Source organism: Aeromonas sp. SCS5, from assembly GCF_001887375.1.
In the GTDB taxonomy this organism is placed as follows: Bacteria; Pseudomonadota; Gammaproteobacteria; order Enterobacterales; family Aeromonadaceae; genus Aeromonas; species Aeromonas jandaei.
In genome coordinates this window covers 96,669-110,637 of record NZ_LFCS01000015.1, presented here as the reverse complement: position 1 = coordinate 110,637, position 13,969 = coordinate 96,669, and the positions used below count along the sequence as shown (strand labels likewise).

Sequence of the window (13,969 nt, the reverse complement as noted above, 5' to 3'; positions counted from 1 at the left end):
GCTCTACCAACTGAGCTATTCCCGCAACAATTTGGTTGTCTTTAGGCTGGCTGATGATTGGAGCGGGAAACGAGACTCGAACTCGCGACCCCGACCTTGGCAAGGTCGTGCTCTACCAACTGAGCTATTCCCGCATCGGGCTGGTTTGCACCAGTGTCATCATCAGATTTTTGGAGCGGGAAACGAGACTCGAACTCGCGACCCCGACCTTGGCAAGGTCGTGCTCTACCAACTGAGCTATTCCCGCAACTACCTTAAAACAGGCCGTACAGCATTTGGTTGCTTGCGCTACTGTACGGGAGCCGAATTATAAGAGCAGTCATTCCAATTGCAAGGGCTTTTTTGTCTGGTTGCGCGCGTTCGCTCAAAAGCTGGTCGAACTGTCGATTTTAGCAGCCAGCGCATGACAACCCCTTGCCGGGGAATCAGATCTTGAAGACGTGGCTGCGATAGAACTGCAGCTCGGCGATGGATTCGCGGATGTCGTCCAGCGCCTGATGGGTGCCGCTCTTCTTGAACTGATCCAGCAGTTCCGGCTGCCAGCGGCGTACCAGCTCCTTGATGGTGCTGACGTCGACGTTGCGGTAGTGGAAGAAGGCTTCCAGATCGCTCATGTGCTTGACCATGAAGCGGCGATCCTGACCGATGCTGTTGCCGCACAGCGGGCTGGTGCGCTCCGGTACCCACTTGCGAATGAACTCGAGGGTCTCGGCAACGGCTTTCGCCTCGTCATGCTGGCTCGCCTTGACCCGGGCCACCAGACCGCTGTTGGTGTGGGTGTTGACGTTCCACTCATCCATCTTGGCCAGCTCTTCATCACTCTGATGGATGGCGATCACCGGCCCTTCGGCCAGCACGTTCAGGTCCTTGTCGGTGACGATGGTGGCAATCTCCAGTACCACGTTCTCTTCGGGGTCGAGACCCGTCATCTCCATGTCGATCCATACCAGGTTCTGCGCGCTGACTGTCATGATTACTCTCTCTGTTGGGAGGAATGGCGGAATTTTGCCAATTTGCATGTATCATACTGGCTTTGGATCTGTTCATAAACTGGCGAATCGAGTGGCAAAGAAAGCAAAACTCAATCTGGGTCAACAAAGACGCGTCCAGGCCAACCGCGAGCGTCGGCTGCAAAAAGAGCACACCACAGAGGTGGATGACACCCTGTTTGGCCCGGCCATCGAAGGGGTGGTGATCAGCCGTTTCGGTCAGCACGCGGACGTGGAAGCGAGCGATGGCACCATTCACCGCAGCAACCTGCGGCGCAGCAGCATCAGCAGTCTGGTGTGCGGCGACAAGGTGGTGTGGCGTCCCGGCCTCAATGCCGCCATCGCCGGCGTCATCGAGGCGGTGCATCCGCGCCACTCGGTTCTGACCCGGCCGGACTTCTACGACGGGGTCAAACCCATCGCCGCCAACATCGACCAGATCATCATCGTCTCGGCGGTGATGCCCGAGTTCTCCACCAACATCGTCGACCGCTATCTGGTGGCCGCCGAGGATGTGGAGATCCGCCCCCTCATCGTGCTGAACAAGGTCGATATGCTGGACGATGCCGCCAGAGCGCGCATCGAACGCCAGCTCGAAACCTACCGCAAACTCAATTACGAGGTATTGCTGGTGAGCTGCGAGAGCGGTGAAGGGCTCGATGAGCTGAAAGCCAAGCTCACCGACAAGATCAGCATCTTCGTCGGCCAGTCCGGGGTGGGCAAATCCTCGCTCACCAACGCCCTGATGCCGGGGCTGGATGTGCTCACCGGCGAGATCTCCGAAAACTCGGGGCTCGGCCAGCACACCACCACCACGGCGCGGCTCTACCACTTCCCGAGCGGTGGCGATCTCATCGACTCCCCCGGGATCCGCGAGTTCGCCCTCTGGCATCTGGAAGCCGACCGCATCACCTGGTGCTTCGTCGAGTTTCGCGACTATCTGGGTGGCTGCAAGTTCCGCGACTGTACCCACAAGGACGATCCCGGCTGTGCCCTGCGCGCCGCGGTCGACGCGGGCGCAATCAGCGCCGATCGCTTCCACAACTATCACCGCATCCTGGAAACCATGCAGGAAGCCCGTCACGGTCGCCAACAGGCGCGCCTGTGACCCTGTTTAACCTACGTTGATGATGAACATGAGCATTACTGACAACCTGAAAATTGCCGGTCAATACTGTCTGCCCAAGCACGCCCTCTCCCGTCTGATCGGCAAGTTTGCCGCCGCCGAAGCGGGCAACATCACCACCAAGGTGATCGAGGCTTTTATCAAGCAGTACAAGGTCGACATGAGCGAGGCGCTGCACGAGAGCCCGGCCCACTACAAGAGCTTCAACGAGTTCTTCACCCGCGAGCTCAAGCCCGGCATCCGCCCCGTGGTAGAAGATGCCATGACTCTGGCGCTGCCGGTCGATGGTACCGTCAGCCAGCTCGGCCCCATCCAGCAGGGTCGCATCATTCAGGCCAAGGGCCACGACTACAGCGCCCGCGAGCTGCTGGGCGGCTATGAGGATCTGGTTGCGCCGTTCAAGGATGGCGACTTCGCCACCATCTATCTGGCGCCCAAGGATTACCACCGCATCCACATGCCGCTGGACGGCGTGCTGGAGAGCATGGTGTTCGTGCCGGGGGATCTCTTCTCCGTCAACCCGCTCACCGCCGAGAACGTGCCGAACCTGTTTGCCCGCAACGAGCGGGTTGTGGCCACTTTCCGCACCCCGCACGGCCCCATGGCGCTGGTACTGGTCGGTGCCACTATCGTGGCCAGCATCGAGACCATCTGGGCTGGCAACATTGCGCCGACCAAAGAGAAGAAGGTGGTTCGCTGGGACTACACCGGCGACGAGGCCATTACCCTGCAAAAAGGAGCCGAGATGGGGCTGTTCAAACTGGGCAGCACGGTGGTCTGCCTGTTTGGCCCGGGCATGCTGGCCGGTTTTGAGCCGCATCTGGCCAACGGGGTCACCACCCGCATGGGCCAGCCCTTTGCCAAGCTGGCGGAGCAGGCATGAGCGAGCAACCGAACGCCTCGCAGAAGAACAACCCGCTGCATGGGCTGACGCTGGAAGCCATCGTCAGCGCGCTGGTCGAACACTACGGCTGGGAAGAGCTGGGGCAGCAGATCAATATCCGCTGCTTCACCCATGAGCCCAGCGTCAAATCCAGCCTGAAGTTCTTGCGCAAGACCCCATGGGCCCGGGAGAAGGTAGAGAGCCTCTACCTCTACGTTCAGCGCAAGCAAGCCAAATCAAAGGAATAACGCCATGGCGTTCAAGATTACCTACACCTACAAGAAGCAGGCCAAAACGATCGGCTATGCCAACGACAAGTTCAACAGCATCTATGATGCGGTTGCCGCTGCCGAAGGGATCGATCTCGCCAGCTTCCACGCCATGGAGGCTCAGCTGGCTCAGGTGTGCCGGCGCGACAAGAAGAGCGTGAAGGATTACCGGGAGAACTACTTCAAGGAGCTGGGGTTCTCCAACATCGTCATCGAACGGGACAACCTCGAAGAGGATCAGAAGTAAACATGCGAACCTTGACTCTGATGGCCGCCTCTCTGCTGCTGGCGGCATGCAGTACACCGGAACAACATCTGGTTGGCAGCGATCGCGACAGCTACGGCTGCATCGGCAGTGCGGGCTATCAGTGGTCAGCGCTGACCGGCAAATGCGTGCGCCTGTTCGAGGAGGGCATCCGGCTCAATCCGACCGATGCCAGCCAGACCAGCAGTGCATTCGTGCTGTTCAATACCGATCAGAGCAAGGCCGAGCTGACCCTGCCCACCGGCGAGCAGCACCAGCTTGCCCGTCAGGGCATGGAAGGCAACTGGTCGTGGCAGGGTAGCGGCTACACCCTATTCCCCTGGAAGGGCTATGTGCTCAAATCCGGTGACAAGGTGCTCTATCAGGGGGAGTGACCAGAGCGCCTGATATCTTCCCGATATCCGCCAAATAAAATGCCGACCCAAGGGGTCGGCATTTTTGTATGTGAAACAACCGGTTATCAGGCGCGACTGAGGTAATCCGCCTGCCCCACCCACTTGTAGCTGGTGAGCTCGGTCAGCCCCATGGGGCCACGAGCGTGCAGCATCTGGGTCGACACCGCCACCTCGGCCCCCAGCCCAAACTGGCCGCCATCGGTGAAACGGGTCGAGGCGTTGACGTAGACCGCCGCCGAACCGGCGCCGTTGACGAAACGCTCGGCGTTGGCCAGATCGTTGGTCAGAATGGCATCGGAGTGGCCTGCGTTATGCTCGCGCATATGGGCCAGCGCCTCGTTCACATCCGCCACCAGCTTGATCCCCAGAGTCAATCCCAGCCACTCGGTATCGAAATCCTCCGGCCCCGCCTCGCACAGGTTGTCGGCGCCCGCCAGCAGCGTCATGGCGTTGGCCGCGGCCACCAGCGTCACCTTGCGCTCGTTCATCAGCGTCACCAGCTGCGGCAGGAAAGTTGAAGCGACTTTCTCGTGTACCAAAAGGGTATCGAGGGCGTTGCAGGCGGAGGGGCGCTGCACCTTGGCGTTGTCGATAACCGCCAGAGAGCGCACCAGATCGGCACTCTCGTCGACGAAGATGTGGCTGATGCCGAAACCACCGATGATGACCGGAATGGAGCTGTTCTCCTTGCACATCTTGTGCAAGCCGGCACCACCGCGGGGAATGATCATGTCCACAAAGCGGTCGAGGCGCAGCAGCTCGGCCACCAGCGCCCGATCCGGGTTGTCGATGTACTGCACTGCAGCCTCGGGCAGGCCGGAGGCCGCCAGCGCATGCTGGATCACCCGCACCAACTCCAGATTGGAGTGGAAGGTCTCGCGCCCGCCGCGCAGTATGCTGGCGTTACCGGTCTTGAGGCAGAGGCTGGCGATGTCGATAGTGACGTTGGGGCGCGCCTCGTAGATAACGCCGATAACCCCGATGGGTACCCGACGACGGGAGAGGCGCAGGCCATTTTCCAGCACCCGGCTATCCATTTCGGCGCCGACCGGATCATCCAGCGTGATCACCTTGCGCACATCTGCCACGATACCGGCCAGCCGGGCCGGATTGAGCAGCAGGCGATCCAGCATCGCCTCTGACAAGCCCGCCTCACGGCCAGCGGCGATATCCTTGTCGTTGGCAGCGAGGATCTGCTCACTGCGCGCCTCCAGCTCGTCGGCGATGGCGGCCAGCGCCCGGTTCTTCTGCGCCGTGCTGACGGTAGCCAGCTGATAGGCGGCTTCTCGAGCCGCCAGCCCCATTTTCTCCAGACTCATCTCATTTCCCTTTGTTCATGCCGTGCCGCCCTGATTAGAGCAGCACCATGTCGTCTCGATGGATAGCCACAGAGCCGTAGCCATAGCCCAATACCTGTTCAATCTGATCAGAGTGGACGCCGCGCAGCTTATCCAGCTCCAGATGGTCGTAACGGCAGATGCCGCGGGCCAGCTCTGCGCCTTTGGGATCAAGAATTCGCACCACATCACCTCGAATAAAGTCGCCCTTGACCGCAACGATCCCCTTGGGCAGCAGGCTGGAGCCTTTATCCTTCATGGCGGCGACAGCCCCCTGATCAACATGGACTTCGCCGTGAGGAGGCGGGCCTGCCAGGATCCAGCTCTTGCGCCCTTCCAGCGGGGAGGCCAGCGCCGGGAAGAGGGTACCGATACGCTCGCCCTTGGCGAGACGGCCGATCACCTCCGGCATCTGGCCGGTCGCAATCACCACGTTGACGCCGGCGCGACGTGCCACATCGGCCGCCTGCAGCTTGGTGGCCATGCCGCCGGTACCGAGGCCGCTGACACTGTCACCTGCCAGCGAGCGCAGGGTATCGTCAATGGTCTGCACCTCTTCGATGAGCTGGGCATCGGGATTGGTACGCGGATCGGCGGTAAACAGCCCCTTCTGGTCGGTGAGCAGGATCAGCAGATCGGCATCCGCCAGGATGGCGGCGCGGGCGGAGAGGTTGTCGTTATCACCGACCTTGATCTCGGCGGTCGCTACCGCGTCGTTTTCGTTGATGACAGGAATAATGCGGTGATCGAGCAGGGTGCGCATGGTATCGCGGGCATTGAGATAGCGCTCCCGATCTTCCAGATCGGCGCGAGTCAGCAGCATCTGGCCGATATGCAAGCCATAGAGGTTGAACAGATCCTGCCACACCCGAATGAGTTGGGTCTGACCGACCGCCGCCAGCATCTGCTTGTTGGGCAAGGTTGGCGCCAGTGGCGGATGGCCCAGATGCTCACGCCCGGCGGCGATAGCCCCCGAGGTGACCACCACGACCCGATGGCCGTGACGGTGCAAGGCCGCACACTGTCTGACCAGCTCGACCATATGGGCACGATTGAGCTGGGAAGACCCCCCTGTGAGCACGCTGGTGCCCAACTTGACGACTATGGTTCTGTTTTCCATGGGAGCATAAAGGCTAAAAAAGTAAGGAATATCTTTATACCCACGGCCATGGAGCCCTGCAAGGCAATTCATGGTGCGGTGGAAGAGTAGAAAAAACGGGAGGAGAGAGAACTGAAGCCCTGCGAGTGACAGATGCAACTCGCAGGGCTTCAGGGGATCAGGCTGCCGTTACGGTCAACTCGTTGGTGACCTGCTCGGCAGGAGACAGGTGACACTCAAGCGCGGCCAGCTTGTCGCTGATGAGCTTGTAGAAGCGGTTGAGGGTGCGTTCCACCTCCACCTGATGCTTCTTGGGGATCGGCTTGTCGAGCCACTCGCCATCGGCATTGTAAAAACCGAACTGATAGTGATAGCGGAACTGGTGATCATCCTGCTCCAGCACCAGCCACCAGCCCCAGAACTCCCGCTTGTCCGGCGCCGGTTTGGCGCTGACGCAGACAGACAAACAGTCGAAGCGGTAACGCCCCTCTTCACAGAGATCTTCGCGCAGATAGGGGCCAATGGCAGCAAACTGCCGCAGCAGCCGCTTGTAGGTCACTCTTTCAGACATGTTAACCTCCCTGTTAAACAAGCCGCGCCACCTGGTGATGGCGTCAGATTTTTAGCGCAATATCAGGCACACAGGTGCCGTTTCAACCACTCGACAATCTCATCCAGCGCCTGGTCATAGACCTCCAGCAAGGGCTGTTTGTCAAACACGATGGCCTTGCCATTGCGGCTGGCCGACGCCAACGCCCGGACATCCTGCTCGGGACAGATGAAATCTCTCTTGTGTCCGATACTTAATATCGGCACCGATGTGCGAGTCCCGAGCAATCCTTGCGTTTTCAGTGAAAATACCTGGCACTTGGTGCGCATGGTATCCCACTGTGCCGCATCGGCCCCCAACCGGTTGGCCAGACTGTCCCGCATCATGCGCGGGCATCGGGCAAACAACTCCTGATTGGTAAACACCTGATTGACCCCGGCCCCGACGCAGACCACGGTTTTGAGCTTGAACGGCTCGATAAAGGCCAGCCGCGCCGCCACATTGCCCGCCAGTCGAAAACCGACCATGGCAATACGCTGGTGATCGACCCAGGCCACCTCGGAGAGGTAGTGCAGCACCGCCTGATGGAGACGACTGGTATCCTGCACCAGCGGCCAGTGCTCGGCATAGCCGATACCCGGCATATCCAGCGACAACATGCCGATGCCGTTGGGTTCGAGCCGTTTGAGGTAGAAGTTGAGAAAATCGAGCTGCAGGGAGTCGATCCCCCCGCTGATGATCACCAGCGGCACCGGCTTGTCGGTAGCCGGCAGGTGGAGATAGCCCTGGATATTCTTGCCGCGAAATGGCACCTGGATCTCTTTGAGCGGCACCTTGAACAGCCGGCCCGCTTCGCGATAGGCCATGTTGCCGAGCAGTTGGGCCTGATCCGCCAGTTCGTCATCTTTCAGATGGGGGTAGCTGGCGATGGAGTAGTAGCGCACCGCCTTGAGCAGTTGCTTGAGCGCCCCTTCCTTATCGCCCTGCTCGCACAGTTCGCGGCCCTGCTTGAAATAGGTGCCAGCCACCTGGCTCCACTCGTAGATCCAGTTGCCGGGCACATAGCCCTTGATGGTATCGAGATAGCAGTCGTGGGTGCGCTCGCCGGTCGCCATGGCGATGCGGGCCAGAGTCTGCTCCACCTCGACCGGATCTGCCCCCTGCCAAGCCCAGGATGGGCGGCGCAGTAAGCGATACCAGCTCTTTGACATGGAGCCGTCAATAAACATCTCGTCTGACTCGGCCTCGGCCAGTTCGGCAGGGCTGGAGTTGGAGATCTCGGAAGTTTCCAATACCTTCTTGACCCGGGTGAACAGTTTTTCGGTCAGATTAAGGTCGTCGTTCAAGTCCAAGATAATGTCTCTTTCAATCAGGCAATGGTTCATCTTAACCACTTTTACTGCCCGTCAGCCACCCCGCAACAGATTGATACACAAAAAAACAGGGCTCCTTCAAGGAGCCCTGTGAAACCATTACTCTTCGTCGCAGATTGGCGTGACAAACTCCAGCGCCATATCCCACGGTTGCTCGATCCAGGTGTCCTGCGGGATGGCAACTTCGAAATCATCCAGCAGCGGCTCACCCATCGGCTTGGCAAAAATGGCGATGAACTTGGCTTTTGGGTAGAGATCGCGAATGGCCTTGGCGGTTGTGCCGGTGTCCACCAGATCTTCCACTACCAGCCAACCTTCGCCGTCACCGGCAGTGGTCGCACCCTTCACAACCACCAGCTCGCGCTGGTTGTCATGGTCATAGCTGGAGATGCAGAGGGTCTCTACGTTGCGGATGCCGAGTTCACGGGCCATCAGGGCTGCGGGTACCAGACCGCCGCGGCTGACCGCGATGATCCCTTTCCACTGGTTGGCAGGCAGTTGACGACGAGCCAGACGGCGAGCTTCACGTTGCAGGTTGTCCCACGACACATAAAACTTTTTCGGCATATTATCGATCTCGAATAGTTGTACAAAAACAATCACTTAAAATAATGGCATCCGAAAGTATCCTCTCGAATGCCAATAAATGGCGGCTCTTGTCCGGCTGAATTCAGATTGCACTTGGTCTGCCTGAGAGATGACCTCGGCAGCAAATCTGATAACAGTGGAAGCAAGATGGACATATCCGGCGCTTGGGTCGATAAGAGTGCCAAAACCGCGGACAGGCTGTTGGGCCGATATGATAGCACCCTTTGCAGAGAAAATGCCTGGCAAACGTATGCCAAATTCAGGAAAAATTGGCCTCTTCATCTTCAAATGACCCAACCAGAGAGTCGAACGGCCAATCTTGTTCCCCTTTCGTCAGCGACAATTGACGCTCTTCGGCAAACGACAGATAAAAAAATAGCAGGGGGAGGATTTACCTCGCGCACCTGCTGCTTTGTCGTCTGCACCCAATCGGGTGACTTGCCCCTCAGGACAAGCTCGTCTTAGCGACGGCTGACGAAGGGGTTAGGGTAGCTGAAACCCTGGGTATAGAGAGATGGGGCGAACCAATAGGTAGAGTTGCTGCCTGGCATCTTGAATCTCCTGATTGCTTAACAAGTTACGTACCTTTATGCGGGCTCAAATCCTTGAACGAACACTCGGTTCCATGGAGGCGCACTTGCTTTGCTTCGGTTCCCTGGAGGCTTTCATCGTCATCCTGACGGGTGGCGAACCACGGGAGCTAATTTACCAGCCGGCACCGTAAATTCAATCTTTTTGTGAAGCTCGTCACATAAATTTCGTTTCTGCCAAACAGTGTCACCCGAGCCTGACAATTGCACTGCCCCGGTGGCCACCGACAGCACAACCGCCCTGCGATTTGCGCTAACCGCTCACATTTTTCTGCGATTGACTGTATTATCGTTATCCACTTTCCAGGCCCACTGACGGGGCCTCTCTCATTCCGTGCTGGTAAGGAGTCCTGACGTGGCACAACTAAGTTCCTTGTCCCCCCAACTGATTTGGCATTTCTTCGAACAGATCTGCTCCATCCCCCACCCTTCCAAGCATGAAGCCAAGCTGAGCGCCTGGATCGTCCAATGGGCGCAAGGGGAAGGTCTGGCGGTCAAACAGGATAACGTCGGCAACATCATCATCAAGAAACCGGCTACCCCGGGGATGGAAAACCGCAAAGGTGTGGTGCTGCAGGCCCACATCGACATGGTGCCGCAGGCCAACGCCGACACCAAACACGACTTCGCGACCGATCCCATCGATGCTTATGTCGATGGCGAGTGGGTCACTGCCCGTGGCACCACCCTGGGTGCCGACAACGGCATCGGTATGGCCGGTTGCCTGGCCGTGCTGGCGGACAAGACCATCAAGCACGGCCCGCTGGAAGTGCTGCTGACCACTGACGAAGAGACCGGCATGACCGGCGCCTTCGGTCTGGAAGCGGGTTGGCTGGAAGGCGAGATCCTGCTCAACACCGACTCCGAAGAGGATGGCGAGGTCTATATGGGCTGCGCCGGTGGGGTGGATGCCAATATCCGTTTCCCGCTCGAGCTGGCTGATGCTGCGGAAGGCGAAGCCCTCGAGCTGGCCGTCAAAGGGCTGCGTGGCGGTCACTCCGGTTGCGACATCCACCGCGGTCGTGGCAACGCCAACAAGCTGCTGGTGCGCCTGCTCAAAGCAGCCGAGCCGCTCGGTATCCGTCTGGCCGAGATCCACGGCGGCACCCTGCGCAACGCCATCCCGCGCGAAGCCCGTGCCACCCTGCTGGTACCCGCTGCCAGCGTAAACGAGTTCAAGGCCCTGGTTGACCGCTATACCGGGATCTACCAGACCGAGCTGGCCGCCACCGAGCCGAACCTGACTCTGCTGGTCAACAGCGCCGCCAAACCGGCCAAGCTGATGAGCGTCTCCCTGCAGCAGCGCCTGCTGGATGCCCTGATGGCCTGCCCGAATGGCGTGATGCGCATGAGCGATGCCATGCCCGGCGTGACCGAAACCTCTACCAACCTGGGGGTCATCAAGACTCAGGATGGCGAAGTGTACGTCCAGTGCCTGATCCGCTCCCTGATCGATTCCGGTCGCGAGAGCATCGAGCAGATGACCCGCTCCCTGTTCACCCTGGCGGGTGCCAGCTGCGAATTCACCGGTGCCTATCCGGGTTGGGCGCCGAACGTGGACTCCCCCGTCATGGCGCTGGTGCGCAACAGCTACCAGACCCTGTTCGGCACCATGCCCAACGTGATGGTGATCCACGCCGGTCTCGAGTGCGGTCTGTTCAAGAGCGCCTATCCGGAGTGGGACATGGTCTCCTTCGGCCCGACCATCCGCGGTGCCCACTCCCCTGATGAGAAGGTACACATCCCGGCAGTCGAGCGTTTCTGGCAACTGCTGGTACACGTACTGGAAGCCATTCCGGCCAAATAACCCGGCCTACGCCACACAGCAAAGCAAAGCCCCGCACTGCTGCGGGGCTTTTTATTGTCTTTTCCAGCCTGACTTTGGCGCTTAACGAATGCCGCGGGCCTCGCGGATCCACTCCCAGGCTTGCTGGATCTCCTGGGTCTTCTCCTTGGCCATCTCCATCATCTCCGGTGGCAATCCCTTGGCGGCCAGCTTGTCCGGGTGATGCTTGCTCATCTCCTTGCGGTAGGCGCGCTTGATATCCTGATCGCTGTCGCTCTCGCTTACCCCCAGCAACTGGTAGGCATTCTTGAGGCGATCCGCCGAGGGAGGCGCCTGCCGATACTGCTGGCCACCCGCACCGCCCCCCTGATACTGGCCATGGGCCTGATTGAAGAAGTTCATCTGCGCCTCGGCCATCGCCAGAATACGGGCCAGCTCGATGCGGCTGAAGCCCAGCTCGTCAGCAATGGTGTGCAGGATGGCGCGTTCACCATCCTCTAACCGACCATCGGCAAAGGCGGCCTGCAGCTGCACTTCCAGAAAGAAGCGCAGGATATCGCGCTGGCCCTGGCTGGCCCGACGAAACTCGGCCAGGGTCTCGCGCAGCGGGAAACCGGCCTCCTTGCCCTGCCGGAACGAATCCTGCGCGCGGCTGCGCAGCTCGCCGGAGAGACGCATCCGATCCATCAGATTGGAGGCGACCCGGATCTCCTGCTCGGTCACCTGGCCGCTCGATTTGGCGATATGGCCCATCACCGAGAAGGTGGCATGGAAGAAGACAGCCTGTTGCTCCTGAGTCGGGGTACGACGAAACGCCCCCTGCAGCCCCATGCCGCGATCGAAACGGTGGCCAATCCAGAGACCAATCAGGGCACCAACAATGTTGCCGAGCAGAAAACCGAAGAAGGCGCCCAGCACCTTACCCCAAATACGCATGGTTCAAGACCTCTTGATGTTATTGAGCGCGGCGCTGAAGCTGTTCGTCCAGCTCGCGCAGACGCTCGACAGTGCCGATATCGCGCCACTCGCCAGCCAGCAGGCAGCCACCTACCAGACCCTGCGCCATCCACTCCCGCAGCAGGGGAGCCAATTTGCGGGCACCGGCAGGCAGACCGGCAAAGGCTGCGGGCCGATAAAGACCGACGCCGCTGAACGTGAAGGCGGGGGTGTCTACGACCTTGCCAGCCTGCAGGGCGAAGTCCCCGGCCGGATGCTGGGGAGGATTGGGCGCCAGCCAGAGGTGGGCCAAATGTTCACCCAGGTGCAGCTCAACCAGAGAGCGATAGTCGAGATCGAGCCAAGTATCGCCATTGATCACCAGAAACGGCTCATCCCCCAACAGTGGCAGCGCCTGAATGATGCCGCCGGCCGTCTCCAGCGCACTCTCCTCGGCCGACCAGTGAATGGCCACGCCAAGCGCACTGCCATCACCCAGGCTCTCGACCAGCTTGTGGCCGAGCCAGGCGTGGTTGATCACCAGCTCGGTGACTCCGGCTGCTTTGAGCTTTTCGATATGGTGGACGATGAGCGGCTTGCCCCCGACAGCCAACAACGGCTTGGGCAGCAGGTCAGTCAGCGGGCGCATCCGCTCGCCACGGCCAGCGGCCAGGATCATCGCCTTCATGGTTTCACCCCGGCGTTGGCGATCCCCGGCAACACCACCTGCTCGAGCCACAAACCAAAACGAGCCAGCACCGGATAGGCGCTACCGTGGCTGCGACAGACATCCACCACGTAGCCGAGAGTACGGGGAATATCCTTGAGATAGCCGGATTTGCCGTCGCGATGATAGAGGCGGGTGAAGATTCCCGCCGCTTTCAGATGGCGCTGCATGCCGGTCAGGTCGGCATCGCGGCGGAAACTGGCGTAGTCGCGCTCGCCAAGCAGTCCCGCCTGCTGCAGAGTGGCAAAACCGTGTTGCATCCCCTGCTCGATCACTGCGTCCGGCCAGCGCACATAGCAATCTTTCAGCAGGGAAACCAGGTCATAAGTGAGCGGTCCGATGACCATATCCTGAAAATCGATGATGGCGAGTTCGCTGGTATCAGGAGTGTCTCCGCCGCACACCATCAGGTTGCGACTGTGGAAGTCACGGTGCATGACCCCTTGTGGCTGAGCCAGATTACAGGCGGTGAGGCAGGCAAAGGTCTCATCAAGCAATTGTTGCTCTTCATCGCTCAGGGTCAGTTGCAGATGATGGCCAAGCAGCCACTCGGGGAAAATGCTGTTCTCCCGCGCCATAAAGGCGGCATCGAAGGGCTCAAGCGCCAGCTCTACCGACCCCAGAGTTGGCAGCAGCTCTATCGCCTTGCCATACCAGGCCAGCACATTTTGCTCGTTCAGGCAGCTGATCAGCTGGGTATCGCCCAGGTCGCTGACCGCCAGCAAACCTTGTTCATAGTCAACGGCCTTGACCTCTGGCGCCAGGAGCTGACGCGCATGCAAGGCCGCAGCATTACGAACAAACTCATGATTTTTTTCGGTTTTCGGATTGGCATCCACCCATACCAGCCCGGCACCACGGTAGTAGCGGCGGAAGCTGGCATCACCGGAAATGAGGGTCAACTGAAGGGTGGCATCGCCTGAAATCTGGCGTGCCCACTGCAATAGCAGGGAATCGCGATCGTGCATAAGTCGGGGACCAAGGTGGAAAGCAGCACTTGGCTGTTAGCCCTGGCCGCAATAATGCTTTATCATTGCCGGCTAACATAAAGCAATG

General features: G+C 59.7%; 15 protein-coding genes and 2 tRNA genes. 6 read left to right on the top strand and 11 right to left on the bottom strand.

The genetic code is table 11. The features are described from left to right. Positions 1 to 58: 58 nt before the first annotated feature. From BS300_RS18330 to orn, 3 genes are all read right to left on the bottom strand, one after another. A tRNA-Gly gene (locus BS300_RS18330) sits at positions 59 to 134 on the bottom strand. A gap of 37 nt (positions 135 to 171) precedes the next feature. Then, a tRNA-Gly gene (locus BS300_RS18325) sits at positions 172 to 247 on the bottom strand. Positions 248 to 425: 178 nt separating this feature from the next. Further along, positions 426 to 971 carry an oligoribonuclease gene (gene orn, locus BS300_RS18320; RefSeq protein WP_071914488.1) on the bottom strand — a complete coding sequence of 182 codons (546 nt, stop codon included), beginning with the start codon at positions 969 to 971 and terminating at the stop codon, positions 426 to 428. A gap of 91 nt (positions 972 to 1,062) precedes the next feature. Here orn and rsgA point away from each other — a divergent pair, with 91 nt between their 5' ends. Genes rsgA through BS300_RS18295 form a run of 5 tightly spaced genes read left to right on the top strand, consistent with a single transcriptional unit; the run spans position 1,063 to position 3,906 of the window. Then, positions 1,063 to 2,097, top strand: a complete 1,035-nt coding sequence (gene rsgA / locus BS300_RS18315) for a small ribosomal subunit biogenesis GTPase RsgA (RefSeq protein WP_071914490.1) — start codon at positions 1,063 to 1,065, stop codon at positions 2,095 to 2,097. Between the two features lie 28 nt (positions 2,098 to 2,125). Then, a complete protein-coding gene (gene asd, locus BS300_RS18310) occupies positions 2,126 to 2,998 on the top strand; it encodes an archaetidylserine decarboxylase (protein WP_064341070.1) in 873 nt (290 codons plus the stop codon). After that, on the top strand, positions 2,995 to 3,246 hold the full coding sequence (locus BS300_RS18305; protein WP_071914487.1) for a VF530 family protein: 252 nt from the start codon (positions 2,995 to 2,997) through the stop codon (positions 3,244 to 3,246). Before asd ends, BS300_RS18305 begins: the two co-directional genes overlap by 4 nt. A gap of 4 nt (positions 3,247 to 3,250) precedes the next feature. Continuing rightward, entirely contained in the window at positions 3,251 to 3,514 is a 264-nt protein-coding gene (locus BS300_RS18300; protein WP_033114870.1) for a DUF2960 domain-containing protein, read from the top strand. Between the two features lie 2 nt (positions 3,515 to 3,516). Further along, complete coding sequence (locus tag BS300_RS18295; protein WP_071914485.1) at positions 3,517 to 3,906, top strand: hypothetical protein; 390 nt, start codon at positions 3,517 to 3,519, stop codon at positions 3,904 to 3,906. Between the two features lie 86 nt (positions 3,907 to 3,992). Here the strand turns inward: BS300_RS18295 and BS300_RS18290 are convergent, their stop codons facing one another. The 5 genes from BS300_RS18290 to gpt form a co-directional block, all read right to left on the bottom strand. After that, entirely contained in the window at positions 3,993 to 5,246 is a 1,254-nt protein-coding gene (locus BS300_RS18290) for a glutamate-5-semialdehyde dehydrogenase (RefSeq protein ID WP_071914477.1), read from the bottom strand. A gap of 34 nt (positions 5,247 to 5,280) precedes the next feature. Further along, on the bottom strand, positions 5,281 to 6,384 hold the full coding sequence (gene proB / locus BS300_RS18285; protein WP_005338991.1) for a glutamate 5-kinase: 1,104 nt from the start codon (positions 6,382 to 6,384) through the stop codon (positions 5,281 to 5,283). A gap of 157 nt (positions 6,385 to 6,541) precedes the next feature. Then, complete coding sequence (crl, locus tag BS300_RS18280) at positions 6,542 to 6,934, bottom strand: sigma factor-binding protein Crl (protein WP_042031710.1); 393 nt, start codon at positions 6,932 to 6,934, stop codon at positions 6,542 to 6,544. A gap of 62 nt (positions 6,935 to 6,996) precedes the next feature. Then, positions 6,997 to 8,265: an esterase FrsA gene (gene frsA, locus BS300_RS18275; RefSeq protein ID WP_041210452.1), complete on the bottom strand. Its 1,269-nt coding sequence runs from the start codon at positions 8,263 to 8,265 to the stop codon at positions 6,997 to 6,999. A 120-nt stretch (positions 8,266 to 8,385) separates the two neighbouring features. Continuing rightward, complete coding sequence (gene gpt / locus BS300_RS18270) at positions 8,386 to 8,853, bottom strand: xanthine phosphoribosyltransferase (protein WP_033114875.1); 468 nt, start codon at positions 8,851 to 8,853, stop codon at positions 8,386 to 8,388. A gap of 966 nt (positions 8,854 to 9,819) precedes the next feature. Here gpt and BS300_RS18265 point away from each other — a divergent pair. Continuing rightward, positions 9,820 to 11,271, top strand: coding sequence for an aminoacyl-histidine dipeptidase (locus tag BS300_RS18265; protein ID WP_071914473.1), 1,452 nt, complete (start codon positions 9,820 to 9,822; stop codon positions 11,269 to 11,271). An 81-nt stretch (positions 11,272 to 11,352) separates the two neighbouring features. Here the strand turns inward: BS300_RS18265 and djlA are convergent, their stop codons facing one another. From djlA to BS300_RS18250, 3 genes are read right to left on the bottom strand one after another with little or no spacing between them, the layout of a single operon-like run. Then, entirely contained in the window at positions 11,353 to 12,186 is an 834-nt protein-coding gene (gene djlA, locus BS300_RS18260; RefSeq protein WP_071914471.1) for a co-chaperone DjlA, read from the bottom strand. 19 nt (positions 12,187 to 12,205) lie between these two features. Further along, a complete protein-coding gene (gene murU / locus BS300_RS18255; RefSeq protein ID WP_071914469.1) occupies positions 12,206 to 12,874 on the bottom strand; it encodes an N-acetylmuramate alpha-1-phosphate uridylyltransferase MurU in 669 nt (222 codons plus the stop codon). Next, a complete protein-coding gene (locus tag BS300_RS18250) occupies positions 12,871 to 13,881 on the bottom strand; it encodes a phosphotransferase (RefSeq protein ID WP_071914466.1) in 1,011 nt (336 codons plus the stop codon). Before BS300_RS18250 ends, murU begins: the two co-directional genes overlap by 4 nt. Between the last annotated feature and the right edge of the window lie 88 nt (positions 13,882 to 13,969).